At 65.8% G+C, this 22,356-nt stretch carries 21 protein-coding genes and 1 tRNA gene; 11 read left to right on the top strand and 11 right to left on the bottom strand.

The window, feature by feature from the left end:
* Positions 1 to 553 precede the first annotated feature (553 nt).
* Positions 554 to 1,246: a hypothetical protein gene (locus ACK4TE_RS04895; protein WP_409910364.1), complete on the top strand. Its 693-nt coding sequence runs from the start codon at positions 554 to 556 to the stop codon at positions 1,244 to 1,246.
* 238 nt (positions 1,247 to 1,484) lie between these two features.
* On the opposite strand, the gene ACK4TE_RS04890 is transcribed toward ACK4TE_RS04895, so the two are convergent.
* Positions 1,485 to 2,489 (bottom strand): glycoside hydrolase family 43 protein, encoded by a 1,005-nt coding sequence (locus tag ACK4TE_RS04890; RefSeq protein WP_409910363.1) that lies wholly within the window; start codon positions 2,487 to 2,489, stop codon positions 1,485 to 1,487.
* A 173-nt stretch (positions 2,490 to 2,662) separates the two neighbouring features.
* Positions 2,663 to 4,522 (bottom strand): DUF885 domain-containing protein, encoded by a 1,860-nt coding sequence (locus ACK4TE_RS04885; RefSeq protein WP_409910362.1) that lies wholly within the window; start codon positions 4,520 to 4,522, stop codon positions 2,663 to 2,665.
* A 143-nt stretch (positions 4,523 to 4,665) separates the two neighbouring features.
* On the opposite strand from ACK4TE_RS04885, the gene hemC reads away from it, so the two are divergent.
* From hemC to ACK4TE_RS04855, 6 genes are all read left to right on the top strand, one after another.
* Positions 4,666 to 5,625 carry a hydroxymethylbilane synthase gene (gene hemC / locus ACK4TE_RS04880; RefSeq protein WP_409910361.1) on the top strand — a complete coding sequence of 320 codons (960 nt, stop codon included), beginning with the start codon at positions 4,666 to 4,668 and terminating at the stop codon, positions 5,623 to 5,625.
* Complete coding sequence (locus ACK4TE_RS04875) at positions 5,622 to 6,335, top strand: uroporphyrinogen-III synthase (protein WP_409910360.1); 714 nt, start codon at positions 5,622 to 5,624, stop codon at positions 6,333 to 6,335. The genes hemC and ACK4TE_RS04875 overlap by 4 nt, the downstream gene beginning before the upstream one ends.
* A gap of 70 nt (positions 6,336 to 6,405) precedes the next feature.
* A complete protein-coding gene (locus ACK4TE_RS04870) occupies positions 6,406 to 7,440 on the top strand; it encodes a COG4223 family protein (protein ID WP_409910359.1) in 1,035 nt (344 codons plus the stop codon).
* Positions 7,441 to 7,446: 6 nt separating this feature from the next.
* A complete protein-coding gene (locus ACK4TE_RS04865; protein ID WP_409910358.1) occupies positions 7,447 to 8,880 on the top strand; it encodes a heme biosynthesis protein HemY in 1,434 nt (477 codons plus the stop codon).
* A gap of 58 nt (positions 8,881 to 8,938) precedes the next feature.
* Positions 8,939 to 9,014: transfer RNA gene (locus ACK4TE_RS04860), tRNA-Thr, on the top strand.
* A gap of 54 nt (positions 9,015 to 9,068) precedes the next feature.
* Positions 9,069 to 9,779 (top strand): SDR family NAD(P)-dependent oxidoreductase, encoded by a 711-nt coding sequence (locus tag ACK4TE_RS04855; RefSeq protein WP_409910357.1) that lies wholly within the window; start codon positions 9,069 to 9,071, stop codon positions 9,777 to 9,779.
* Here ACK4TE_RS04855 and ACK4TE_RS04850 read toward each other — a convergent pair.
* On the bottom strand, positions 9,776 to 10,594 hold the full coding sequence (locus tag ACK4TE_RS04850) for a PhzF family phenazine biosynthesis protein (protein WP_409910356.1): 819 nt from the start codon (positions 10,592 to 10,594) through the stop codon (positions 9,776 to 9,778). The genes ACK4TE_RS04855 and ACK4TE_RS04850 overlap by 4 nt on opposite strands.
* A 108-nt stretch (positions 10,595 to 10,702) precedes the next feature.
* On the opposite strand from ACK4TE_RS04850, the gene ACK4TE_RS04845 reads away from it, so the two are divergent.
* Both ACK4TE_RS04845 and ACK4TE_RS04840 read left to right on the top strand, forming a co-directional pair.
* Complete coding sequence (locus ACK4TE_RS04845; RefSeq protein WP_409910355.1) at positions 10,703 to 12,412, top strand: alkaline phosphatase D family protein; 1,710 nt, start codon at positions 10,703 to 10,705, stop codon at positions 12,410 to 12,412.
* Between the two features lie 280 nt (positions 12,413 to 12,692).
* On the top strand, positions 12,693 to 13,034 hold the full coding sequence (locus tag ACK4TE_RS04840; protein WP_409910354.1) for a UrcA family protein: 342 nt from the start codon (positions 12,693 to 12,695) through the stop codon (positions 13,032 to 13,034).
* Positions 13,035 to 13,158: 124 nt separating this feature from the next.
* On the opposite strand, the gene typA is transcribed toward ACK4TE_RS04840, so the two are convergent.
* The gene (gene typA / locus ACK4TE_RS04835) at positions 13,159 to 14,991 is read right to left on the bottom strand and encodes a translational GTPase TypA (RefSeq protein WP_409910353.1); all 1,833 of its coding nucleotides are present in this window, start codon (positions 14,989 to 14,991) and stop codon (positions 13,159 to 13,161) included.
* A gap of 159 nt (positions 14,992 to 15,150) precedes the next feature.
* On the opposite strand from typA, the gene pgeF reads away from it, so the two are divergent.
* Together pgeF and ACK4TE_RS04825 are read left to right on the top strand one after the other, a co-directional pair.
* On the top strand, positions 15,151 to 15,915 hold the full coding sequence (pgeF, locus tag ACK4TE_RS04830) for a peptidoglycan editing factor PgeF (protein ID WP_409910352.1): 765 nt from the start codon (positions 15,151 to 15,153) through the stop codon (positions 15,913 to 15,915).
* A gap of 91 nt (positions 15,916 to 16,006) precedes the next feature.
* Positions 16,007 to 16,942, top strand: coding sequence for a ribose-phosphate pyrophosphokinase (locus ACK4TE_RS04825; protein WP_409910351.1), 936 nt, complete (start codon positions 16,007 to 16,009; stop codon positions 16,940 to 16,942).
* Positions 16,943 to 16,988: 46 nt separating this feature from the next.
* Here ACK4TE_RS04825 and hemA read toward each other — a convergent pair whose 3' ends face one another.
* From hemA to puhA, 7 genes are read right to left on the bottom strand one after another with little or no spacing between them, the layout of a single operon-like run.
* A complete protein-coding gene (gene hemA / locus ACK4TE_RS04820; protein WP_409910350.1) occupies positions 16,989 to 18,203 on the bottom strand; it encodes a 5-aminolevulinate synthase in 1,215 nt (404 codons plus the stop codon).
* Positions 18,204 to 18,206: 3 nt separating this feature from the next.
* The gene (gene puhE, locus ACK4TE_RS04815; protein ID WP_409910349.1) at positions 18,207 to 19,010 is read right to left on the bottom strand and encodes a putative photosynthetic complex assembly protein PuhE; all 804 of its coding nucleotides are present in this window, start codon (positions 19,008 to 19,010) and stop codon (positions 18,207 to 18,209) included.
* A gap of 21 nt (positions 19,011 to 19,031) precedes the next feature.
* The gene (gene acsF, locus ACK4TE_RS04810) at positions 19,032 to 20,090 is read right to left on the bottom strand and encodes a magnesium-protoporphyrin IX monomethyl ester (oxidative) cyclase (RefSeq protein WP_409910366.1); all 1,059 of its coding nucleotides are present in this window, start codon (positions 20,088 to 20,090) and stop codon (positions 19,032 to 19,034) included.
* Between the two features lie 33 nt (positions 20,091 to 20,123).
* Positions 20,124 to 20,405 carry a hypothetical protein gene (locus ACK4TE_RS04805; protein WP_409910348.1) on the bottom strand — a complete coding sequence of 94 codons (282 nt, stop codon included), beginning with the start codon at positions 20,403 to 20,405 and terminating at the stop codon, positions 20,124 to 20,126.
* Complete coding sequence (gene puhC, locus ACK4TE_RS04800) at positions 20,402 to 20,881, bottom strand: photosynthetic complex assembly protein PuhC (RefSeq protein ID WP_409910347.1); 480 nt, start codon at positions 20,879 to 20,881, stop codon at positions 20,402 to 20,404. Before puhC ends, ACK4TE_RS04805 begins: the two co-directional genes overlap by 4 nt.
* A gap of 9 nt (positions 20,882 to 20,890) precedes the next feature.
* Positions 20,891 to 21,565, bottom strand: coding sequence for a photosynthetic complex putative assembly protein PuhB (puhB, locus tag ACK4TE_RS04795; RefSeq protein ID WP_409910346.1), 675 nt, complete (start codon positions 21,563 to 21,565; stop codon positions 20,891 to 20,893).
* Positions 21,562 to 22,338, bottom strand: coding sequence for a photosynthetic reaction center subunit H (gene puhA / locus ACK4TE_RS04790; protein ID WP_409910345.1), 777 nt, complete (start codon positions 22,336 to 22,338; stop codon positions 21,562 to 21,564). Before puhA ends, puhB begins: the two co-directional genes overlap by 4 nt.
* Positions 22,339 to 22,356 lie beyond the last annotated feature (18 nt).

Here is a 22,356-nt window from a genome sequence, read left to right as displayed (position 1 = left end):
TTCGCCCCCAGCGCCATCTCCGACCGGCGCACCTCCGCCGTCGTCAGCGCCTCGCCGGCCTTGTATTTCGCAATGATATCCTTCGGAAACTCCGCTTCGAACCAGCCGCGCACCTCGCGCCGGAAGTTCTCGATATGCGCCGGAAAATTCAGATGCATGGCCCATTCCTCCGCCCCCCACGCTACCCGCCGACCACCCCCACGCAAGGGGTCACGCAGAGGGAGGCAGCCACCCTCAAAGCCCCTTCTCCTCCCCTGCGAAGCGGGGGAGGTGGCATCCTGCGAAGCCTTTGGCGAAGCAGGATGACGGAGGGCGCGGCCCCGCCTTCCGCCCCCCCTCCTGTCATCCCGGCGCAAGCCCGGACCCCGGTGTGGCGGCGGGGGCGGGTACCCGCGTTCGCCGGGGGGACCAGAAACAAGGGACACCAAATTTGAAACGGCCACCGCAAACTTACGCCTACATCCCGCCGCCAGAAACCCGAACCAAATCAACCCCAAAAAAGAAATCCACAGGAACTTACGCAACCCCTACCAGGCCATGAGATACTGCCCTCATGTCAAAGCCGCTCGCCCCCAACTCGCCGCATGCCGCCCTCATCGATGAGGCGGGGCCGCTGCTCGGCTGGCTGATCGACCAGCTCTCGCGCCTGTTCGTGCCGGGCGCGGCGGTCAGCCTCGGCGGCCTGCGCCGCGCGGTGCGCCACTATCTGGTGCCCGCCGAAGCCGCCATGCGCCGCGCGCTCTACCTCATCGCCCTCACGCTCACCCTGCCCGCCCCGCGCACTCTGGCAAAAACCACCGCGAATCCCCGCGCAGGCGGGGACCTTAGTCAGACCTCAACCCGCCCCCGCACGCCCCTCTTTCGTTTCACCGAAACCGCGCCCGCTCCGCCTGCGCACAAAATCCCGGAAGACAGGCTGCCGCGCATCTCGATCCCCGGCATCACGCCGCGTCCTGTCCCGCCCCCGCCCAAGCCACGAAACCCGCCAGACTTCGCCGCCTATGAAGCGCGCATCCTGCGCCGCTTCAACGCGCTCGAAGCCGCCTTCCTCGATCCCGACCGCGCCGCCCTGCGCCTCGCGCGCCGCCTCGCCCGCCAGGAAAAACCGCGCCCCGGCCTATCGCTCATCCACATCCCCGGCACGAACTCAAAGAAGCTCGCCGCCCCGATCCGGCACCTTCTGCTGCGCCTCAACGAAGCCGCCCTCACAGAAGCCGTCCGGCCCCTCCTGCCCGACACTTCCTGAGTTTCACTTGATCCGCACACGCATAAACCGGAAGGCAACAGCCTCTCCGGCCAAACGTGCTGCGCGCAATGGGGTTTGTCATCCCGGCGAAAGCCGGGACCCAGCGCTCCACTTCGCTCCCTCTTAGAGCTCATCCTGAGCGAAGTCGAAGGAAGGGCATATGCCGCAGCGTTCGGGAGCCCGCTCTATCCTTAGACTTCGCTCAGGATGAGCTCCGTGATGCAGATAGGGCACAAACCTAATCCTCCCGCGCCAGCGTCACCCCCGCCTCCGTCGCCACCACCGGCCGGATCGTCCCGTCCGAATTGAAGTACAGATGCTCCGCCCGCACCGAGCGCCGCCCGAGCGCGCCCTCCACCCCGCCGATGCTGTGCGCCGCATTGTGAAAGAAGAGATACCAGTTGCCCTTGAACTCCACGATGCCCGGATGGATCGTGAAACTGTTCTCGGCGATGCCCATGATCTTGCCCTGAAAGGTCCACGGGCCCGTAACCGACGGCGCGGTCGCGTAGTAAATCTGCTCCCACTCATGCTCGGCCTCGTCGATGCCGGCATAGGCGAGGTAGTAAATCTCCCCGCGTTTGAACAGCCACGGCCCCTCCACGAAGAACGGCATCGGCTGTACACGGATCACATCGGCAAGGCTGATCATGTCCGGTGCCAGCGGCGCATAGTAGAGGTTCGCATTGCCCCAGTAGAGCCAGACCGTGCCGTCCTCATCCTCGAATGCGGTCGGGTCGATATCATCCCACCAGTGCGGTCCGTCCGGCGTGTCGGAATTCTTCACCAGCGCCGAGCCGCGCGCATCCACGAACGGCCCCGTGGGCGAATCCGAAACGGCGACGCCGATCGCCTTGCCATGATCGCTCTCATCATGCTCGACCGTGGTATAGAACCAGAACCGCCCGTCCTTCTCGATCACTTCCGACGCCCACGCGTCCCGGCTCGCCCAGGCAAAATCCGTCGGCTTCATCACCGGCCCATGATCCACCCAGACCGTCATGTCCTCGGTCGAATAGACGAGCCATTCGGTGATGTTGAACATCTCCCCCTCGCCCGCCTCGTCATGGCCGACATAGAGATAAAGCCGCCCGTCATGTACCAGCGGCGCCGGGTCCGCCGTGAACTTGTCGGTGATGATCGGATTGGTCCCCGCCGCATTCGCCACCGGCAGGGCGTCATACGGCCCCGCAAACCCGCCCATCCCCGCCGCCAGCACACAAGCCAGAACCATCCCGCGCATCGCCGCCGCCTCCTCCGTTTTCCCGACAGTCCGGGACCGCGGCGGCAGGGTCAAGAAATTTCTGTTAGCGATATCACGTCCGCTGTCGTCCTTGCGAACGCCGGAGCTTCCCCTTCAAACAAAAAGCCCTCCCCGTTTCCGGAGAGGGCTCATCTTGCAACAGCGAGAAAGCCTTACTTCGCCGCTTTCGTGTCCGCGATCCAGCGGTCCACTTTCGCGTTCAGCATCTCCAGCGGCAGCGCGCCGCCGCCGAGGATCGTGTCATGGAAGGCGCGGATGTCGAACTTGTCGCCGAGCGCCGCTTCAGCGCGGGCCCGCATCTCTTGAATCTCGATCATGCCGATCTTGTAGGCGGTCGCCTGGCCCGGCATCACGATATAGCGCTGCACTTCGGAACGGGCCTGACCTTCGGTGATCGCCGAGTTGGCGAGGAAGTATTGCACCGCCTGCTCCTCGGTCCAGCCTTTGGAATGGAGGCCGGTATCCACCACGAGACGGATCGCGCGCCAGATTTCCGAACCGAGGCGGCCAAAGTCCGAGTACGGATCTTCAAACGTGCCCGGCATTTCCTTGGCGAGCTTCTCCGAGTAGAGGCCCCAGCCTTCGGAATAGGCGGTGAAGCCCGCCTGGGTGCGGAAGGTCGGCACGCCGGTCAGCTCCTGCGCAATCGAGATCTGCATATGGTGGCCCGGCAGGCCCTCATGATACGCGATCACTTCCAGCTCGCCCTTCGGCATGGATTTCATGTCCGAGAGGTGGGCGTAGTAGATGCCGGGACGCGAACCATCCGGCGTGCCCGGATAGTAATGCTGCGCCGCGCCCGGCTGCTCGCGGAAGGGCTCGACGCGCTTCACCACGAGATCGGCCTTCGGCAGCAGGCCGAAATATTGCGGCAGCACGGCCTTGATCTTCTCGATGGCGGCGGTTGCATCCGCAATGTAGGCCTCGCGGCCTTCGTCCGTATCCGGATAATAATGGCGCTCGTCATCCTTCGCGTCGCGGATGCTGGCGAAGAATTCGTTCAGCGTGCCGGTGAAGCCCACCGACTCCTTGATGGCTTCCATCTCGCCATGGATCCGGGCCACTTCGTCGAGGCCCAGCTGGTGGATCTGGTCGGCCGTCATATCGGTCGTCGTCATCTGCGCGAGCATGAAGTTGTAATAGGCCTCGCCGTCCGGCTGCAGGTTCGCGCCCTGCGATCCGGCCGGGTCCGGCGAGTTCGCCATATCGGCCGTCGCGAACGCGATGATCTCGTTATACACCGCCAGGAAGTCGCCCTTCAGCGCGGCTTCGGCAGAGGCCACGAGTTCCGCCTGCACTTCCGGCGTGATCTTGCCATCGGCCACCAGCTTGGCGACATCCGCCTTGAAGTCCGCAAAGATCGCTGCATCCGGCCCGTTCGTGAACGGAGCACCCGTGATGATCTTCTTCGACTGGTCGATCACGCCCTGATAGGCAAAGCGCGGCGCATGCACGCCTTTTGCGGCGCTCTCCTTGGTGACGTCCAGCGCCTCGCGCAGCGCGCGGGCCCCCGCCGTGATCCGGCTGACATAGGCGCGCGCCGCCGTCTCGTCATCCACCTGGTGGAACTGCATCAGGAAGGTCGGCAGGAAGCTCTGCGGACCGTTCATCTGGTCGAAGGTGTAGCCATTGTAGCGGAACGGCACGCCGGCATTGGCGCGGGCGTTCTGGTAGAGCCACAAGTCGTAGGAATCCTTGTCGGCCGGCGACATGATTTCATAGTTGAAGGTCGCCTTCAGTTCTTCCGCCGCCGCGTTCGACCAGGCCAGCTGTTCGTCCTGGCAGGCGAAGGTGAAACAGTCGATCTCGTCCTGACGGTCCTTGCGGCCGCGGAAGGTCAGCATGACCGGCGAGAACTGCATCTGCTCCTCATACTTCGCATCGAACCATTCGTTCAGCTTCACGCTCTGTTCGGCAACGACGGCCGGGTCGACCACTGCGGTCTCGGTCGTCGGGGCACAGGCGGAAAGCGCAAGGGCAAGCGCCAGCGCGGAAACGGCACTGCGGATCATGGGGAAACCTCCGGATGGGGTATTTGTTGTTAAACGATAAGGACCGTTACGCCTCGGCGGAAGCCGCGTCAACCCCGTGTACTGGCCCGCCTTCAGGTCTCTGATTCCATTGGCAACCTCGCCCACGCCCGCTAGGGAGAGACATGGTCACACACCCGTCTGCCCCCCGCACCGTCCGCCTCGGCACCCGCGCCTCGCCCCTTGCCCTGGCGCAGGCCCACCAGATCGCCGATGGCATCACGTCCGCCTCCGATGGCGCCCTGTTCGCCGAGATCGTCACCTTCACCACCACCGGCGACCAGCTGACCACCGAGCGCCTGATCAATTCCGGCGGCAAGGGACTGTTCACCCGCGAGCTGGACGATGCCCTCTCGCGCGGCGAGATCGACTTCGCGGTGCACAGCCTCAAGGATGTCCCCGCCCTCCTGCCCGAGGGCCAGATCTTCGCCGCCTTCCCGCCGCGCGAGGACCCGCGCGACGGCTTCGTCTCGAAGACCGCCACCTCTCTGCACGACCTTCCCGCCGGCGCCCGGCTCGGCACCGCTTCGCTGCGCCGCGAAGCCCAGGCCCTTGCCCTGCGCCCCGATCTCGGCGTCGTCACCTTCCGCGGCAATGTGCAGACCCGCCTGCGCAAGCTGGATGAAGGCCAGGCCGATGCCACCTTCCTCGCCATGGCCGGCCTCAACCGCCTCGGCTATGGCGACGCCGCCACCCCGATCCCCATCGAGGACATGCTGCCCGCCGCCGCGCAAGGCATCATCGGCGTCGTCTGCCGCGAGGATGCCGATCCGCTCCTTTACGAAACCCTCCGTAAGCTGAACATTCCTGACAGCGAAGCCGCCGCAATTGCCGAACGCGCCTTCCTGTCCATGCTCGATGGCAGCTGCCGCACCCCCATCGCCGCCCACCTCTCCGCAGAGGGCGACCAGTGGCGCCTCACGGGCGAAGTGCTCAGCCTGCGCGGCGAGCAGCGCTGGCGCACCTCCCGCACCGCGCCGCGCAGCGCCGGCCTCGATGAACTCGCCCTCCTCGGCGAAGCCGTCGCCCGCGAAATTCTCGAAGCCGCCGGCGGCGCCCTGCCCCGCTTCACGGACGAGAAATGACCCTCAAGGTCATCGTCACGCGTACCGAGCCCTTCGCACAGGACACGGCCGACGCGCTGGAGACCCTCGGCCTCTGCCCGGTCATCTCGCCGATGCTGACCATTCACCAGAATCCGCCACATCCTGAGCCGATCGCCAGCGCCCGGCACCTTGTCTTCACCAGTGCCACCGGCGTGCGCCCCACCGCACACTGCCATCATGCTGAAGACGTCACTGTCTGGTGTGTCGGCCCGACCACCGCCAACGCGGCCGATGCTGCAGGCTTCCGGAAGGTGATCGAAGGCCCCGGCAATGCCGACGACCTTGCTGCGATGATCATAGGAACCCTTCCCCGCCCCCAGGGATTGTTTGTACACGTCGCAAATGAAGACGCCGCCGGCCGCCTCGTCGCGCAGCTGAAGGAGGCCGGCTTCGAGGCCGAATTCCTCGCCCTCTACCGCACCGAGCCTGCCCCCGCCCTCACCGCAGAAGCGCAGGCAGTCCTCGCGGGCGAAGACCCCTGCCTCATCCTCCTCCACTCCGCCAAGGCCGCTGCCGCGCTCGCCGCAACTCACCCCGATCTCTCCCGCGCTTTCATCGTCGCCATCTCCGAAGCCGCCCTCGCCCCCCTCAAGGGCCGCGCCGGCCTGGGCGAGCGCATCGCCCACAAGCCGCGCGAGTCCGATCTCCTGCACGCTGTCCTCGAAGCTGCCGCAATCCTGAAGCACTGACCCTTGCTTTGCCCTTACGGGCGGCCTGTGCCAAACTTTTCTGAAACCTGAACGGCCTTATATGAACGCGATGAGCGACGACCCTTTCAGCGACACGGACCGGCCGGGCGCCCCGATCGACGCCCAGTTCGAGCCCGCCCCGCCTGCACCCGAGGCAGCGCCCGCCCCTGGCGCGCCCGGCTGGCTGGCCCTCGCGGCGGTTGGCGTCGTCTCCGCCCTGATCGGCGCGGGCGCCGGCGCCTGGGGCGGCAAGGCCCTGTCCGGCGGCTCCGCTGACATCGCCCGGCTCGAAGCCCGCCTCGATGAAGTCTCGGCCGTTCAGGCCGGCATCGACGAGAAACTCTCCCAGCCCGCCGCCGCCTCCGCCGAGCTCGCCGGACTAATCAGCGAACTTGATGCCGTCTCCCAGCGCCTCGATCTCGCCCTTGCTGCCGGCGGCGACCCCGCCGCGCTCGAAGGACTGCTGGACCGCCTCGCCGCGCTCGAGGCCCGCGTGCCCACTGTGCCCGCACCGGATCCGCAGGTCGCCTATCTCACCGAACGCCTGCGCAATATCGAAGCCGAACGCGAAGCCGCCGAAGCGCAGTCGAAAGCCGCCGAAGCCATCGGCAACCGCGCCGACGCCGCCCTCGCCCTCTCCGCCATCGAAGCCGCGACGCGCCGCGGCGCCGGGTTCGAGGCCGACTACCGGGCCCTGCGCAAGGCCGCGCCGGACAGCGAAGCCGTCCGCCGCCTCGCGCCCTTCATCACCGGCGTTCCCGCTCTCACCGCGCTGCAGGCCGAGTTCCCTGCCGTGCGCGCCGCCGTGATCGATGCCGCCACGCCCGAGGCCTCTGAAAAACTCTCCTGGATCGACCGCTTCTTCGGCGACGCGGTCAGCGTCCGCCCCGCCGGCGGGTCGCACCCCGAAACCGCCAAGGCGCTCGACCGCGCCTCTGCCGCCCTCTCCGCCGGAGACCTTCCCGGCGCCGTCGAGGCGCTCTCGAAACTCGACACCGCCGCCGCCCGCGGCGCGGAAGGCTGGACCCAGCGCGCAAACCGGCGCATCACCCTCGAAGCGGCGCTCGAAGACGTGCGCCTCAGCCTTGCGGAAGGGGGGAACTGACGCGCGATGGGCCGCTTTTTCCTTTTCATCTCCGTCATCCTCCTCGTCATGGCCGGCGCCGTCCTCGCCTGGTGGGCATTCAGCCTGCCCGGCGAAGTCACCTTCCCGGTCGGCGATGAAATCGTCGCGGTCAAATCCGGCGCCGCGGCGATCTTCGTGGTGCTGCTTGGCGGCTTCCTCGCGCTCGCCTGGTGGCTCGCGACCGCCCTGCTCGTGCTGCCCGGCCGCATCACCAAGGCCCGCCATCTCAGCCGCGCCCGCAAGGCAAACGCCGCCCTCGCCGAAGGCCTGCTCGCGGCCGAAGGCGGCGACGCGAAAGCCGCCCTGCGCCTCGCCAAAAAGGCCATGCGCCATGCCGAGGACGAGCGCCTGAAACTGCTGCTGGAAGCGCGCGCCGCCGAAGCCAATGATGACTGGGCCGGCGCCGAGCGCGCCTGGGGCCTGCTGACCCGCCTGCCTGGTGGCCAGCTTGCCGGCCTGCGCGGCGCCGCGACTGCTGCCTCCGAGCGCGGCGACCTGATCACCGCCGAAGCGCGCGCCCGCGAAGCGCTCGCCCTGAAAACCGATGCCGACTGGCCGTTCAATTCCCTGTTCGACCTGCAGGTCTCGAAAGGCGACTGGGACACGGCGCTGGAAACCCTCGCACACGGAGAGAAGCGCGGCGAGGTCGAAGCCCTGAACGCCAAGCGCCGCCGCGCCGTGCTGCACACCGCCAAGGCGGTCGGTCTTCCGCATACGGAGAAACAGGCCGCCCAGAAGGCACTCGCCGACGCCATCCGCTCGGCGCCGGACTTCCCGCCCGCCGCCTATCACGGCGCCCGTTTCCTGATGACCGATGGCAAGGCGAAAGCCGCGCAAGGCGTACTCGAGCTTGGCTGGAAGGCGCGCCCCCACCCCGCCCTCGCCCAGCTCTCCCGCCGCCTCGTGCCGCAGGACACCCGCCAGAACATCAGTGCACGGCTGAAAGGCCTGATCGACGCACACCCCGCCCACCGCGAAAGCCGCATCCTCACCGCCGAGATCGCGATGGACAATGCCGACTGGGTCGGTGCCATCAAAGTGCTCGCCCTGCTGGTCGAGGAGAACCCCACTGCCCGCCTCTGCCTCCTCATGGAGCGCGCGCTGAAAGGCTATGGCGACCCGGTCGAGGCCCAGCGCTGGGGCCGCATGGCTGTCTCCGCCTCGCGCGAGGCGGACTGGTCGGACATCGACCCGAAAGGCAATGCCTTCGACTATGACCGCGCCGGCTGGAGCCGCATGGTCTACGCCTTCGGCGATGTCGGCGACCTCGTGCACCCGCGCTATGAAAGCTATGGCCGCGAGCTGGAAGCCGGCCGCGTGCTGGCCCTGCCGATGGCCGATGACGGCCCGCCCACCCCGCCGAAAGGCCCCCAGGGTCCCCTCACGCCCCCCCTCGACTACGCCCCGGACGAGGACTGAAAACGGCCTTGCACACCCCCGCCCCAGCCCGTATATGCGGGGCCTGCCGGAACGGCACGCCGCTTTAGCTCAGCTGGTAGAGCACATCATTCGTAATGATGGGGTCAGGTGTTCAAGTCACCTAAGCGGCACCATTCCTGTTCCTTCCGGACCTTTCCGCCCTGATTTTCCGGCCTAGGTCTGCGCCCATGAACGCGATCATCTTTGGCAGTTCCGGCGGCATCGGGCGCGCCCTGACAGAGGCCGTCCTCGCCTCCGGACGCCATGGCTCAGTCTTCGCCGCCTCGCGCTCCGGCGCTGCCATTCCGGGCTCGGTCAGCCTGCAGGCTGACTTCACAAACGAGGCCGACCTTGAAGCCCTCGCCCGCGAGGTGAACGCAGCAGGCCCGCTGACGCTCTGCCTCGTCGTCAGCGGCCTCCTGTCGGATGGCGCCGGGCTGCAGCCGGAAAAATCCTACCGCGCACAGAGCCTCGCCGCCTTCGAACGCGTCTTCGCGGCCAACACCTTTGCGCCCGCGCTGATCGCGAAACACATGCTGCCCCTGATGCCGAAAGAGGAGCGCAGCGTCTTCGCCGCGCTCTCCGCGCGGGTCGGCTCGATCACCGACAACCGGCTCGGCGGATGGCATGCCTACCGCGCCTCGAAGGCGGCGCTCAACATGCTGATGCGCAACTTTGCCATCGAGCAGGCCCGCCGCGCACCCGGCAATATCTGCGTCTCACTTCATCCGGGTACGGTCGATACAGCCCTGTCAAAGCCGTTTCAGGCGAATGTCCCGGCAGAGCGTCTGTTCACGCCGGAAGAATCCGCCGCGCACCTCATCGGCGTGATCGACCGTCTGACCCCGGAAGAGTCCGGCAAATGCTTTGATTGGGCGGGCGTGGAGATTCCGGCCTAGAGCCGGAACTGGCCCTCGATCACGGTGACCGCCGTGCCGGTCAGCTTGCAACGCTCGCCTTCGAGTTTCACGCCGATGCGGGCGCCGCGGCCTGGATAGGCCTGATAGCAGGTGGCGGCCGGCGTGCTGAAATTCTCGGCGAGGATGCGGGCGAGCATTGTGTGCCAGCTGCCGGTGGCGGGGTCCTCGTCGATGCCGGAGCCCGGCGCGAAGAAGCGCGAGGTCGCGTCCACCCCTTCCCCGCCCAGCGCGAAGCATCCGAAATTGCCCCGGTCGAATCCGCTGCCTTCGGCGCCGAGCGACTTAAGCGCGCGCTGGTCCGGCGCGAGGGCCTTCACCGCTTCCGGCGTTTCGAAGCGCGCCGCATAGAACATGCCGCCCCAGGCCTCCACCGGGCGCGCGCCGAGCGCTGCGGCGATTTCATCCGTGACCGGAACAGGCCGCACCGGCGCAGACGGGAAATCCATCTCCAGCGTTCCGTCCGCAAGGCGGCGCACGAACAGCCGGCCGGACTTCACCGTATCGAACGCGATCACCTCGCCGGCAAATCCGCCATGGGCGAACAGCACATGCGCGGCGGCCAGCGTCGCGTGCCCGCACAGCGGCACCTCGACGGCGGGCGTGAACCAGCGCAGCCGCCAGATACCGTCCGCCTCCGGAACAACATAGGCCGTCTCGGCCACATTGTTTTCCGCCGCGATCTTCTGCAGCACCGCGTCCGCAAGGAAGGCATCCATCGGCATCACGCAGGCCTGGTTTCCCTCGAAGGCGCGGGTGGCGAAAGCGTCGATCTGGTAGAGCGGAAAAGTCTGCATGGCACGGGCTCCGGCAAGGCGCGCGTCATCGCACGGCGCGGGCCGCCTGCCAAACGAGGAATTCTTACGAGGCGTTGAGTTTCGCTGCAGGCCGGGCCAAGGTGGGGCATGGCAAGGGGACTGACACGGCGCGGCCTGATGGCTCTGATCGGCGGCGCGCCGGTGGCGGCTTGCGCCGGCCTGCCGCACGGCGCCGCGCTGAGTTCCGCCCGGCCGACCGCGCCGCCGCCCTTTGCGCACGGGGTCGCCAGCGGCGATGCCGAGGCGCGCCGCGTCGTGATCTGGACCCGCCTCACGCTGCCGGAGGTAACGGGCGCGGCAGAAGTGGCGTGGGAAATTTCCGAAGACCCGGCCTTCACCCGGCTCTCCGCCAGCGGGCGGGCGGCTACCGGCCCCGGCTGCGACTGGACCGTGAAAGTCGACGCGAACGGTCTTGCTCCGGGTACGGCCTATTTCTATCGCTTCCGGTATGGCGACACGCTCTCGCCCACCGGCCGCACGAAGACGTTGCCGGAAGGCAAGGCACAGCACCTGCGCCTCGCCGCCGTCTCCTGCGCCCACCTCGCGCACGGCTATTTCAATGTCTACGACCATATCGCCCGGCGCAGCGATCTCGACGCCGTGATCCATCTTGGCGATTATCTCTACAGCCAGAAGGCCGGCGGCTTTGCCGGCGCGCCGGACGAGATTGCCGGCCGTGTGCACCGCCCTGCGCAGGAAGCGGCAACCCTCGCCGATTACCGGACGCGTCACGCTCAGTACAAGGAAGACCCTGCCCTGCAGGCGCTGCATGCGGCCCATCCGGTCTATGCCATCTGGGACGATCACGAGTTCGCCAATGATGCTTCAAGGGATGGCGCCCCGGGCCATGACGGCGACGCGGAAAGCTGGCGCGCGCGGCAGGCTGCGGCCCTCAAGGCCTGGCATGAATGGATGCCGGTGCGAGAGGCCGAAGGCGACCCTGCCCGGCGCTACATGACGGCCCGCTTCGGCGACCTTGCCACGATCTGCTTCCTTGAAACCCGCGCCTCGGCCCGCGATGCCAGCATCGGCTTCGGCGCCATGGCCGCGCAGGCGGCGGATGCAGACGGCATCGCCGCACTCAGGGCAGTGCTCGCGGACGAGGCTCGGCAGAAACTCGGCCCGGACCAGCTCGCATTGCTGGAGCAGGGTTTCAGATCCTCCGGGGACGGATGGCTGATCCTGGCCAACCCCACCCTGATGGCGCGCGTGAAAACACCGGATGTGCGCCCCTACCTCTCCCCGGATGCGCTCGCCGAACTGAAAGCGCGCTGGCCGGAAGCGGAAGGCTTCCTCGCGGCGGCCGAACACGGCCTGCCCCTGCTGCTGGATTCCTGGGACGGATACGCCGCCGAGCGCGAGCGCCTCTATGCTGCCCTCGCCAATGCCGGGCGCCATGACGCGCTGGTGCTGACCGGGGACACGCACAGCTGGTGGGTCAACACGCTGTCCTCCGCAGACGGATCATTGATGGGCGTCGAACTCGCGGTCAGTTCCGTCAGCGCGCCCTCCGCGCTCGGGCCCCGCCTCATCGGTAGCCGTTCGCGCGACCTTGCCCTGCTGGTGACGCGCGACAATCCGGCGGTGCGCTATGTCTCCGGCGAGACGCATGGCTATCTCGATCTCGAACTCGGACGCGAAGAGGGCATTGCCCGCTTTCTCGCCGTCGATTCGATCGCGGGGCCGGACTACCGCGTGTTCGAGGAGGCCCGCTTCCGCCTGAGTCGCAAGGAAGGACAGCTGACAACCGGCGGCCCGCGCGGGCTTGGCCTGCGCCAGCGCTGGCTGTTCCGCTGATAGCGCCCAACACGCAGGCAGACCCTGCGGCAGCCCTGCCCAAGGGCTGGGCAATTCGCGCCTGACACGAAAAATTCAACATCGGATGAAACGACACCGCTTGCCATGCTGCAGGCGCGAGGTAATTGTTGCATTGCAACATGACGTTTCGGCCGCACCGGGAAGGCCACAATGCCTTTGGGGGGCATTGTCCCGGAAGACGGAGAGTTGAAGCGGACCGTTGCGGGAGGAGTTTCCGGCCGGGCGCAACCCCGGCGCTAACTCTCAAAGGACTGATCCCATGCTGAAATCCACCCTTACCGTTCTGGCCGCGGCCGCGATGCTTGTTCCGTCTGCCGCCGCTGAAGGCCAGAAGGTCACCCTGAAGCACGATTATGACGTCTCCCTGCTCTCGGATGATACCGGCTCCGTGAAGCTGCTGTCGGAGCTGAAGCGCGCCGCCGCCCGGGCCTGCACCTCGCGCGTGCCGGCCTATGGCGGCCAGTTCACTGACCCGGTCTGCACCGAGGCCCTGTACGAGGCCGCGGTGAAACAGATCCACGAGACAGGCCTTGCCACCGGCATTGCCTTCGCGCCGAATTTCGAGCGCGCCGCACTGACCCAGATCGCCTCGATCGACTGAGGCCGCGCCTCACCCGGAACAACGCCTGACCTACGTTTCCTCCCGGTCATTGGCGTTGGAGGGGCCATCCCCGGCCAGGGATGGCCCCTCACTTCGGTTTTCAGTTTACTGATTACGCGTGCGGTTACGCGTCCGCCGTCGACTTGGCGAAGCGCTTGCGCACGTTCGGGTCGAGGTGGATTTTCCGCAGGCGGATGTTTTTGGGCGTGACTTCGACCAGTTCGTCATCCGCGATATAGGCGAGCGATTTTTCGAGCGTCATCATCAGCGGCGGCGTCAGGCGCACGGCTTCGTCCGAACCCGAGGCGCGCATGTTGGTGAGCTTCTTGCCCTTGAGGACGTTCACTTCGAGGTCATTGTCGCGGTTATGCTCGCCAACGATCATGCCGCCATACACCTTGGCGCCGGGATGGATCATCATCGGCCCGCGGTCTTCGAGGTTCCACAGCGCGAAGGCCACGGCCTCGCCCTGCTCCATGGCGATCAGCACGCCGGTATGGCGGCCGGTGATCTTGCCCTTGTGCGGGGCATATTCGTGGAAGATGCGGTTCATGATCGCGGTGCCGCGCGTGTCGGAGAGCAGCTCGCCCTGATAGCCGATCAGGCCGCGCGTCGGCGCGTGGAAGATCAGGCGCGTGCGGCCGACGCCCGAGGGGCGCATGTCCAGCATCTCCGCTTTGCGCTCGGAGAGCTTCTGCACGACGATGCCGGAATGCTCGTCGTCCACGTCGATGGTGACTTCCTCGATCGGCTCGAGCTTCTCGCCGTTCGGGCCGTCCTGCATGACGACCTGCGGGCGCGAAACGCCGAGTTCGAAGCCTTCGCGGCGCATGGTTTCGATCAGCACGGAGAGCTGCAATTCGCCCCGGCCGGAGACAGTGAACGCCTCGGCATCGGTGGCGCGCTCGACTTTCAGCGCAACGTTGCCTTCGGCTTCTTTCACGAGACGGTCCCAGATCATCCGGCTGGTGACTTTCGTGCCTTCGGTGCCGGCAAGCGGCGAGTCGTTGACGCGGAAGGTCATCGAGATGGTCGGTGGGTCAATCGGCTGGGCGGCGAGTGGTTCGTTCACGGACGGATCGCAGAACGTGTCGGCGACGTTCGCCTTGGTCATGCCGGCCAGCGAGACGATGTCGCCGGCAGAGGCTTCATCCACCGGCACGCGCTCGAGGCCGCGGAAGGCGAGCACTTTCGAAACACGCCCCTGTTCCACCAGGCCGCCCTCGCGGTTCAGCACCTTGATCGACTGGTTCGGCTTGACCGAACCGGACAGGATGCGGCCCGTGAGGATGCGACCGAGGAAAGGGTCTGCCGAAATCGTGGTGGCCAGGAAACGGAAGGGGCCTTCAGCCACTTTCGGCGTCGGCACATGATCGACGACCAGCTGGAACAGCTCGTCCATGTTCGAGGTCGGCGTCTCGTATTGCTTCGACATCCAGCCCATCTTGCCGGAGCCGTAAAGGACCGGGAAATCGAGCTGCTCGTCGGTGGCATCGAGGTTGGCAAAGAGGTCGAACACTTCGTTGAGCACCTCATCGACGCGGCGCTCGGCCTTGTCGACCTTGTTGACCGCCACGATCGGGCGCAGGCCGACCTTCAGGGCTTTCGAGACCACGAACTTGGTCTGCGGCATCGGGCCTTCGGCCGAGTCGACGAGCACGATCACGCCGTCAACCATGTCGAGGATCCGCTCCACCTCGCCGCCGAAATCGGCGTGGCCGGGGGTGTCGACGATGTTGATGCGGTAGCCGTTCCATTCGACCGAGGTGGTCTTGGCAAGGATCGTGATGCCGCGCTCTTTCTCGAGGTCGTTCGAGTCCATCATCCGCTCGGCGGTCTTCTCGTTGGCGCGGAAGGTGCCGGACTGTTTCAGGAGTTCGTCAACGAGCGTGGTCTTGCCGTGGTCAACGTGGGCAATGATGGCAATGTTGCGCATCTTTTCGAGCGGCGTCGTCATAGGGTCAGGCTTTCCGGCGGGCGGCGTTCGGGAGGAGAACGAGCGATGTTTCGGGTGGATTTGGGCGCGCGATAGCAGAAGCGGGGCGATTTGCCTATGCCGAACCGGCAGGGCGGGCAGCGCTTGACGCAGGCGGCGGGCCCGGCCAGCACTGGAAGCATGCACCCGCCCGTCTCGACCTCGCCCGAACTTGCCGGTCTTTCCGGGGTTTCCCATGGTTTCTTCGGCCGCCGGGGCGGGGTCTCTACCGGCATCTATGACAGCCTGAATTCCGGGGAGGGATCGGCCGATGCCCCCCGGAATGTGGCCGAGAACCGGGGGCGGATCGCCGCCGCCGTGGGCGCGCGCTGGCTGCTGTCCTGCTACCAGGTCCACTCGCCGGACGTCGTGCGCGTGACCGGGCCCTGGCCAGAGCGGCCGGCAGCGGACGCGATGGTGACTGACAGGCCGGAGTTCGGACTGTGCATCCTGTCGGCAGACTGCACCCCGGTCCTGTTTGCAGACCCAGATGCCGGGATCATCGGCGCCGCTCATGCCGGCTGGAAGGGCGCGCATGCCGGCGTGCTGCTGAGAACCGTCGAGGCGATGGAAGTCCTCGGCGCGCAGCGGTCCCGCATCCGCGCCGCCATCGGCCCGACGATCCAGCAGGCGAGCTATGAAGTCGGCCCGGAATTCAGGGACGCCTTCCTCGGCCTCGACGCGGCCAGCGCGGACTTGTTCCATCCCGGCAAGGGCGACCGCTGGCAGTTCGACCTGCCGGCCTTCTGCGCCCGCCAACTCAGTCAGGCGGGGTTGGGGGCGGTTGACAATCTGGGCCACGACACCTGCGCGATGGAGGAAACCTACTTCTCCAACCGCCGCCGCACCCTGCGCGGCGAGCCGGACTATGGCCGGAATGCCTCAGTCATCGTGCTGAAAGGGTGACGCGGGGAGAATACGGTTTCCTGTGACTTGCGACTCGCAGGCGCCTGTTACAAAAGCGTCGCGAGCCGGGCAGCAGAGGGTCGAACGCGCCATGAAACTTATTTCCTGCAACGCAAACCGGCCCCTTTCCGAAGCCATCGCAGATTACCTGGACATGCGGCTGACCCGCTCGGAGGTAAAAACCTTCGCCGATCAGGAAATCTTCGTGCGCATCGACGAGAACGTGCGCGGCGAGGATGTGTTCGTCATCCAGTCGACCTCCTACCCTGCCAATGACAACCTGATGCAGCTGCTGATCATGATGGACGCGTTGCGGCGCGCCTCGGCCCGGCGCATCACGGCGGTGATCCCGTATTTCGGCTATGCACGGCAGGACCGGAAAACCGATGGCCGCACGCCGATCTCGGCGAAGCTGGTGGCAAACCTCATCTCCGCCTCGGGCGCCGACCGCGTGCTGACCGTGGATCTGCATGCCGGCCAGATCCAGGGCTTCTTCGATATCCCGACCGACAACCTGTTCGGCGGGCCGGTGATGATCGACGATATCAAGGAGCGCTATCCGCGCGACAAGATCGTGATGGTCTCGCCCGATGTCGGCGGCGTGGTGCGCGCCCGCGCGCTCGCCAACAAGCTGAACGCCGACCTCGCCATCGTCGATAAGCGCCGCCCGGAAGCGGGCAAGTCCGAGGTGATGAACATCATCGGTGATGTCAGTGGCAAGGCCTGCATCATGCTAGACGATATCTGTGACTCTGGCGGCACGCTGGCCAATGCGGCAGCCGCGCTGAAGGACCAGGGCGCGACATCCGTGTCCGCCTATGTCACGCATGGCGTGCTTTCGGGCAATGCGGTGCAGCGGATCGAGAAGTCCGTACTGGACGAGCTGGTGATGACCGACACGATCCAGCCTTCGGAAGCAGCCCTCAAATCCAAGAAGATCCGTGTGCTGCCGATGTCGCCCCTGCTCGGCGAAGCCATCCGCCGGATTGCCAATGAAGAGAGCGTGTCGAAACTGTTCGACCGGTAGGCAGCTCAAACTCCTCGCCCGCTCCGTGGGAGAGGAGTTTGTTGAATTATGCCACTGCCCGGGCGAGGGCGCAGTGCGACCAAAGTTCGGACAGGGCTTCGACCAGGTGGTTGATATCCTCGTCCGTGTGCACCGGGCTCGGCGTGATGCGCAGGCGTTCGGTGCCCTTGGGCACCGTCGGATAGTTGATCGGCTGGACGTAGATGCCGTGCTTTTCCATCAGCCAGTCTGACAGCATCTTGCACTTCACCGGATCGCCGACCATCACGGGCACGATATGGCTGGGATTTTCTAGTGTCGGGATGCCGATCTGGCGGAGCCGTACACGGACTTTCTCCACCCGGTCGCGCTGGCGCATCCGCTCCCAGTTGCTCTGCTTGAGATGCTGGATGGAGGCGCGCGCGCCGGCCGCGATATGCGGCGGCAGGGCGGTGGTGAATATGAAGCCGGAAGCGAAGCTGCGGACAAAGTCCACCAGCGCCGCCGAAGCCGCGATATAGCCGCCCACGACGCCGAACGCCTTGCCGAGCGTGCCTTCGATGACAGTGAGCCGGTCCATCAAGCCTTCGCGTTCGGCGATGCCGCCGCCATGATCGCCGTAGAGGCCAACGGCGTGCACTTCATCGAGATAGGTCATCGCGCCATACTCGTCCGCAATGTCGCAGAATTCCTTGATCGGAGCGATATCGCCGTCCATCGAATAGACGCTTTCGAACGCGATCAGTTTCGGTGCAGCAGGATCGAGCGCCGCAATCTTCTCGCGCAGGTCTTGCGGATCATTGTGGCGAAAAACGACGCACTTGGCGCGGCTATGGCGGATGCCCTCGATCATCGAGGCATGGTTCAGCGCGTCCGACAGGATGATGAGGCCCGGGATCTTGGCGCCGAGCGTGCCGAGGCCCGCCCAGTTCGACACATAGCCGGAGGTAAAGAGCAGCGCGGCTTCCTTGTTGTGCAGGCTTGCAAGCTCCCGCTCCAGAAGGACGTGGTGGTGGTTGGTGCCGGAGATGTTCCGTGTACCCCCTGCCCCGGCGCCGCAGCTGTCGAGCACCTCATGCATTGCCTCAAGCACTTTCGGATGCTGGCCCATGCCGAGATAGTCGTTCGAGCACCAGACCTTGACCGGCTTCTGGCCGGCAGGACCGTGGAAGACAGCCTTCGGAAAGGCGCCTTTCTCGCGCTCGATATCAGCGAAGACGCGGTAATTGCCCTCTTCCTTGAGTTTCGTCAGCTCGGTCTCGAAGTAAGCTTCGAAGTTCATGGGTCAGGCCCTCCAGTCCGTTTTCGTTTTTGGTGTCGTTGAAGATGTTGAAGCCGGCTTCAAGGCCCAGCCCCAGAGTGATGGATCGCGCACCGGCAGGATGAGCACCCAGTGCTCGATGACGGCAAGAATGGCGAGTGCGGTGAGCAGCAGAAAGCCCGCCGAGGCGTGGCTGCCGGCCGGGTGTGCGAAGGCAGTGATGGCCAGCAGCACGGAGACGGTGGTGATCGTCACCAGCGCGGCGGCGAAGACACTGCCCGGCGCACGGCGCGAGAAATAGGTTTTCATATAGTCGAGATGGCGCGGCATAAACTGGTCGACGAGGTTCGGCGCACCGGTGAAGACGACCAACTTGGCGCTGATGCGCATGCCCCAGAGGATGAGGAAGGTCCACAGGGCAAACTGGTTGGCCGCGCCCCAGCTGAGCCAAACAATGAGGCCGGCATGGGCGATGATGGCGAGCTCGTGATGCAGGACGGCGGCAACGCCGGCGCGAAAGCGGGCAAAGCCGGTTAGACCCTCCGGACACGGAACACGCGACGGGCCGGTGATGAACCCTGTCAGGAACATGACCTCATGCCAGGCCCAGAGCGCAAGACCGGCGGCAAAGCCGGCATAAGCGCCGGTGACGCTGGTGTCGGCGCGCAGAGAGACCAGCATGAAGGTCGCGCCGGCGAGGATCGCCGTGGCGCCGAGTGCGGTCCAGCGGTGCGTCGCGCGCGGCAGGCCGATGAGCCAGAAAATCGCCCCCGTGCTCAGCCACCAGGCGAGCGCAGCAAATACGATGGGGGGCGCGTAGTCGGCCATCTGAGCGGTCGCTTCCCTTCCCTACCAGGCCGGCTGGAGCCGGACCTTCGCCGGCAGCTTGTTCCTGCGCACAGGCAGGAAATAGAGTTTCAGGAAGGTCATTCCGTTCGACAGCGCGTAGCCCTTCTTCTGCAGCCAGGCGATAGGGCCTTTGCCCGTGACCGCTTCCATCTTGTCCGTGTTCTGACGGATGCGCTCGAGGCCCTCGCGGAAGGCTGGCGCATTGATGTCGAGCTCCACCGGATAGACCTGACGGGCGATCTCGTTGGTGACGCGGAAGACCTCATAGTCATAGTCCGTCGGGTCGACACCTAGGGCGGCGTGGAAAGCCGGGCGGCGATGGTCGCGCACATACATCGTGGCGTAGACGGCGAGCAGGAAGAAGCGGATCCAGTATTTGTTGCCGCCTTCGAGCAGGTGCGGGTTCGCCCGCAGGATCATCGCGAAGGCTTCGCCATGGCGGAACTCGTCATTGCACCACTGCTCGAACCATTTGAAGATCGGGTGGAAGCGGAACTCGGGATGCTTTTCAAGCTGGCGGAAGATCGTGATGTAGCGCGCATAGCCAATCTTCTCGGACAGATAGACCGAGTACCAGATGTATTTCGGCTTGAAGAAAGTGTACTTCTTCTTGCGCGTCAGGAAGCCAAGATCGACGCCGATGCCGAAATCCTTGAGCACGAAATTGATGAAGCCGGCATGACGGGCCTCGTCGCGCGCCATCAGGCGGAACAGGGCTTTCATGTCCGGATTCTCGACCTGGCGCGTGATCTCGCGGTAGAGGACGCAGCCGGAAAACTCGGATGTCAGCGAGCTGACGAGGAAGTCCACGAACTCGGCGCGCAGCTCCGGCGAGAGCTTGCCGAGGATATTGTCGAACTCGTCCGTGCGCTTGAAATGGTTGCGGTTCGGATCGGATTCCATTTCCGCGATCAGCGCGTCCCACTCTTCCCGCACGCCGGACACATCGACCTTGTCGACCTCGGCGAAATCGGTGGTGTAGAAACGCGGCGAGAGCATCGTCTCCTGCATCGCAAGCTGGTTCGTATCGAAGGCCGGGGGCGCCTCCAGCACACGCATCTCTTCGTCTGTCATCACGGCCAGGCTCATCGCTCAGACCCTCCCATCACTGAAGCTCACTTCGTAAAGTTCGGTGAGCTCAAACATTGACTTGAAGCGCACCAGGGCGCGCTCGATGAAATTGGCCCGCGTGACAGTCGCCTCGCGGCGTAGCACCAGGCTGCGGCCGAAGGGCACGCTGACCGGCGCGCCGTGCACGAGGATACGGTCGCCGACACCCGGCTCGATGCCGCCATCCAGTTCGACATGCGCTTCAAGCGACTCGTAAGTATGCTCGACGCGGATGGTGCAGGGCACGGTGAAGCTGCGTGTCATGAGCCGGACTCCGAAGCGGGGAACAAAGCGCCGAACTCGCCGGCATTCGGTCCGCCGAAGGCATCGAGGCTGACCCATTTTCCGGTCTCGGGATCCTCGAGGATCAGCTTGCCGCTTTCCGTCCGGTGCAGTGTGAAGGCCGGCGCCGGGCCGATCCCCATCTGGCGACGCTCCAGAGCGAGCGCGCGCATCGCCGTGCGCACGAATCCGCCCGTTTCCGGCGGCCATTCGCGAACCACTGCGCCTGTCTCAGCAGTCCGGACGATGACGCCGCCATCGGCAGCGTCCTCGAAGGTCAGCGACAGGTTTTCCGCGGACAGGGCACGCCAGTCGGTCGCCCGCTCCAGCCCGGCAAGCCGTGTGGCGCCAACCCCGATCAGCGTGAACAGGACCAGCGCGCCGACAGCCATGAGCAGGCCGCGCGGCGGGTGAAGATCATGGGCGTGTGCGGGGTTGGGAAGCGGAGCGTGGGTCATGGCAGGTCCTCAGGTGGCGCTTGCCGCAAGGCCGGGGACTGCGCGCGCCGGACGCGGTTCAGCCTCACGGGCGAGGGCGACACGCGCTGGCGCATGCGCCGAGATCGCCTCGGACAGCCGGGCGGCAACGGTGCGCGCATCACTCAGCCCACGGAGCATGGGCTGCGGGCGGTTGAAATGCATCGGGCGCACATGCGGCCAGAGCCGGAGGTAGCCGAGGCCGCCACTCGAGGCGAGCTTCAGGACAATGTCGCCCTTGCCCTTGCCATAGGTGCGGATATCGGCCGAAGCGACCTGGTCGAACGGCAGGTTGACGTACTTCCGGATCGCGACGCCGTAGCGCAGGACAATCCGCTTCGACGAGATCGAATAGACGGTGGCTTGCGCCATCGCCCAGGCGATCAGGAAGAGAAGGCCAAGCCCCGCCACCGCGCCGATGCCGGAATTGATGGCGACGCGCGCAAGCTCGGTGCCGCCGGCGCCCGTCGATTCGAGGTGCGCAAGGCGCCAGCCGGTCGCCAGCACGAAGTAAGCCAGCACGAAGCGGACATGGAAAGTGTGGACAGCGAACGCCAGCGTGCCGGGCCGGCCCTGCCAGATCAGCTGTTCCCCTTCCGGCAAGACCTGGGGCAGCCCGCGAACGGGCTCGCCCCCGGTTTCCTCTTCATCATGAAGCCGTATCACAGCCAGGGCTCCTGACGCTGCGGCGTGGCATAGAGCGTGCCGCCGCCATAATAGCCGCTGATCATGTCTTCCTCGAGCCGGGTGATCCGGTCCGGAGACTTCGTGCGCGGCACATCGGCGAAGTGCTCGGCCTTGACGGCATTGACTTCGACACGGCGGCGGGTGCGCGAGACATTCGCGAACGGCACCGGAAGCAGGACGTGCACCCCGGAGCCTTCCAGCTGGACTTCGAGATAGCGGATGACGGCTTCTGCGCGGTCCACCCAGAGGTCTTTGACGACACCGGCCACCTTGCCGTCGAGGCCGACGACTTTCAGGCCGCGCGGATCAACATCCTTCGGCGAGACGGTATAGTCCGGGTTCAGACGATAGGGCGCGATACGGTCCTGCCCTTCCCAGGTCAGGTCCGGCTCATCGAGCCGCATGGCATAGGAGGCCGGGCCAACACCGTCCTTCATCGGATTGCCCGAAGGCGCATACGGCGCGCCGGCCCAGGGGGCCGTGCGGTCGAGGGCAATGTCACGGGTATCGGCCGGACCATAGTCCATCTCGATCGTGCCGCGGCCATTGGGCAGGCGGAAGGTTTTCTTCGGCGGGACGAAGAAGAACGCAGCGGCTTCCTTGCGGCCGGAGGGTTCTTCCTCGAGCGGGTAGCCTTCGCGCATGCCTTCGCGCTGCAGGTAATAGATCAGCCAGAAGAAGAAGATCGTGAATGCCCAAAGGCAGATATCCACGAGATCAACTCCGTTGACGAACTCTCCACTGAATATCATGACCATTCTCCTTAGGGG

Source organism: Hyphomonas sp., from assembly GCF_046313975.1.
Classification (GTDB): Bacteria; Pseudomonadota; Alphaproteobacteria; order Caulobacterales; family Hyphomonadaceae; genus Hyphomonas.
The sequence above is the reverse complement of the archived record's forward strand: the minus strand, read 5'-3'. Positions and strand labels throughout refer to the sequence as shown.

Coding starts and splice junctions, on each gene's coding strand:
- ACK4TE_RS04840 (WP_409910354.1), top strand. CDS start 12,693: ATGCTGAAATCCACCCTTACCGTTCTGGCCGCGGCCGCGATGCTTGTT.
- ACK4TE_RS04875 (WP_409910360.1), top strand. CDS start 5,622: ATGACCCTCAAGGTCATCGTCACGCGTACCGAGCCCTTCGCACAGGAC.
- ACK4TE_RS04825 (WP_409910351.1), top strand. CDS start 16,007: ATGAAACTTATTTCCTGCAACGCAAACCGGCCCCTTTCCGAAGCCATC.
- puhA (WP_409910345.1), bottom strand. CDS start 22,338: ATGATATTCAGTGGAGAGTTCGTCAACGGAGTTGATCTCGTGGATATC.
- ACK4TE_RS04865 (WP_409910358.1), top strand. CDS start 7,447: ATGGGCCGCTTTTTCCTTTTCATCTCCGTCATCCTCCTCGTCATGGCC.
- puhC (WP_409910347.1), bottom strand. CDS start 20,881: ATGACCCACGCTCCGCTTCCCAACCCCGCACACGCCCATGATCTTCAC.
- pgeF (WP_409910352.1), top strand. CDS start 15,151: ATGCACCCGCCCGTCTCGACCTCGCCCGAACTTGCCGGTCTTTCCGGG.
- ACK4TE_RS04805 (WP_409910348.1), bottom strand. CDS start 20,405: ATGACACGCAGCTTCACCGTGCCCTGCACCATCCGCGTCGAGCATACT.
- ACK4TE_RS04845 (WP_409910355.1), top strand. CDS start 10,703: ATGGCAAGGGGACTGACACGGCGCGGCCTGATGGCTCTGATCGGCGGC.
- ACK4TE_RS04850 (WP_409910356.1), bottom strand. CDS start 10,594: ATGCAGACTTTTCCGCTCTACCAGATCGACGCTTTCGCCACCCGCGCC.
- puhE (WP_409910349.1), bottom strand. CDS start 19,010: ATGGCCGACTACGCGCCCCCCATCGTATTTGCTGCGCTCGCCTGGTGG.
- ACK4TE_RS04855 (WP_409910357.1), top strand. CDS start 9,069: ATGAACGCGATCATCTTTGGCAGTTCCGGCGGCATCGGGCGCGCCCTG.
- hemC (WP_409910361.1), top strand. CDS start 4,666: ATGGTCACACACCCGTCTGCCCCCCGCACCGTCCGCCTCGGCACCCGC.
- ACK4TE_RS04870 (WP_409910359.1), top strand. CDS start 6,406: ATGAGCGACGACCCTTTCAGCGACACGGACCGGCCGGGCGCCCCGATC.
- ACK4TE_RS04890 (WP_409910363.1), bottom strand. CDS start 2,489: ATGCGCGGGATGGTTCTGGCTTGTGTGCTGGCGGCGGGGATGGGCGGG.
- ACK4TE_RS04895 (WP_409910364.1), top strand. CDS start 554: ATGTCAAAGCCGCTCGCCCCCAACTCGCCGCATGCCGCCCTCATCGAT.
- typA (WP_409910353.1), bottom strand. CDS start 14,991: ATGACGACGCCGCTCGAAAAGATGCGCAACATTGCCATCATTGCCCAC.
- hemA (WP_409910350.1), bottom strand. CDS start 18,203: ATGAACTTCGAAGCTTACTTCGAGACCGAGCTGACGAAACTCAAGGAA.
- acsF (WP_409910366.1), bottom strand. CDS start 20,090: ATGCGTGTGCTGGAGGCGCCCCCGGCCTTCGATACGAACCAGCTTGCG.
- ACK4TE_RS04885 (WP_409910362.1), bottom strand. CDS start 4,522: ATGATCCGCAGTGCCGTTTCCGCGCTGGCGCTTGCCCTTGCGCTTTCC.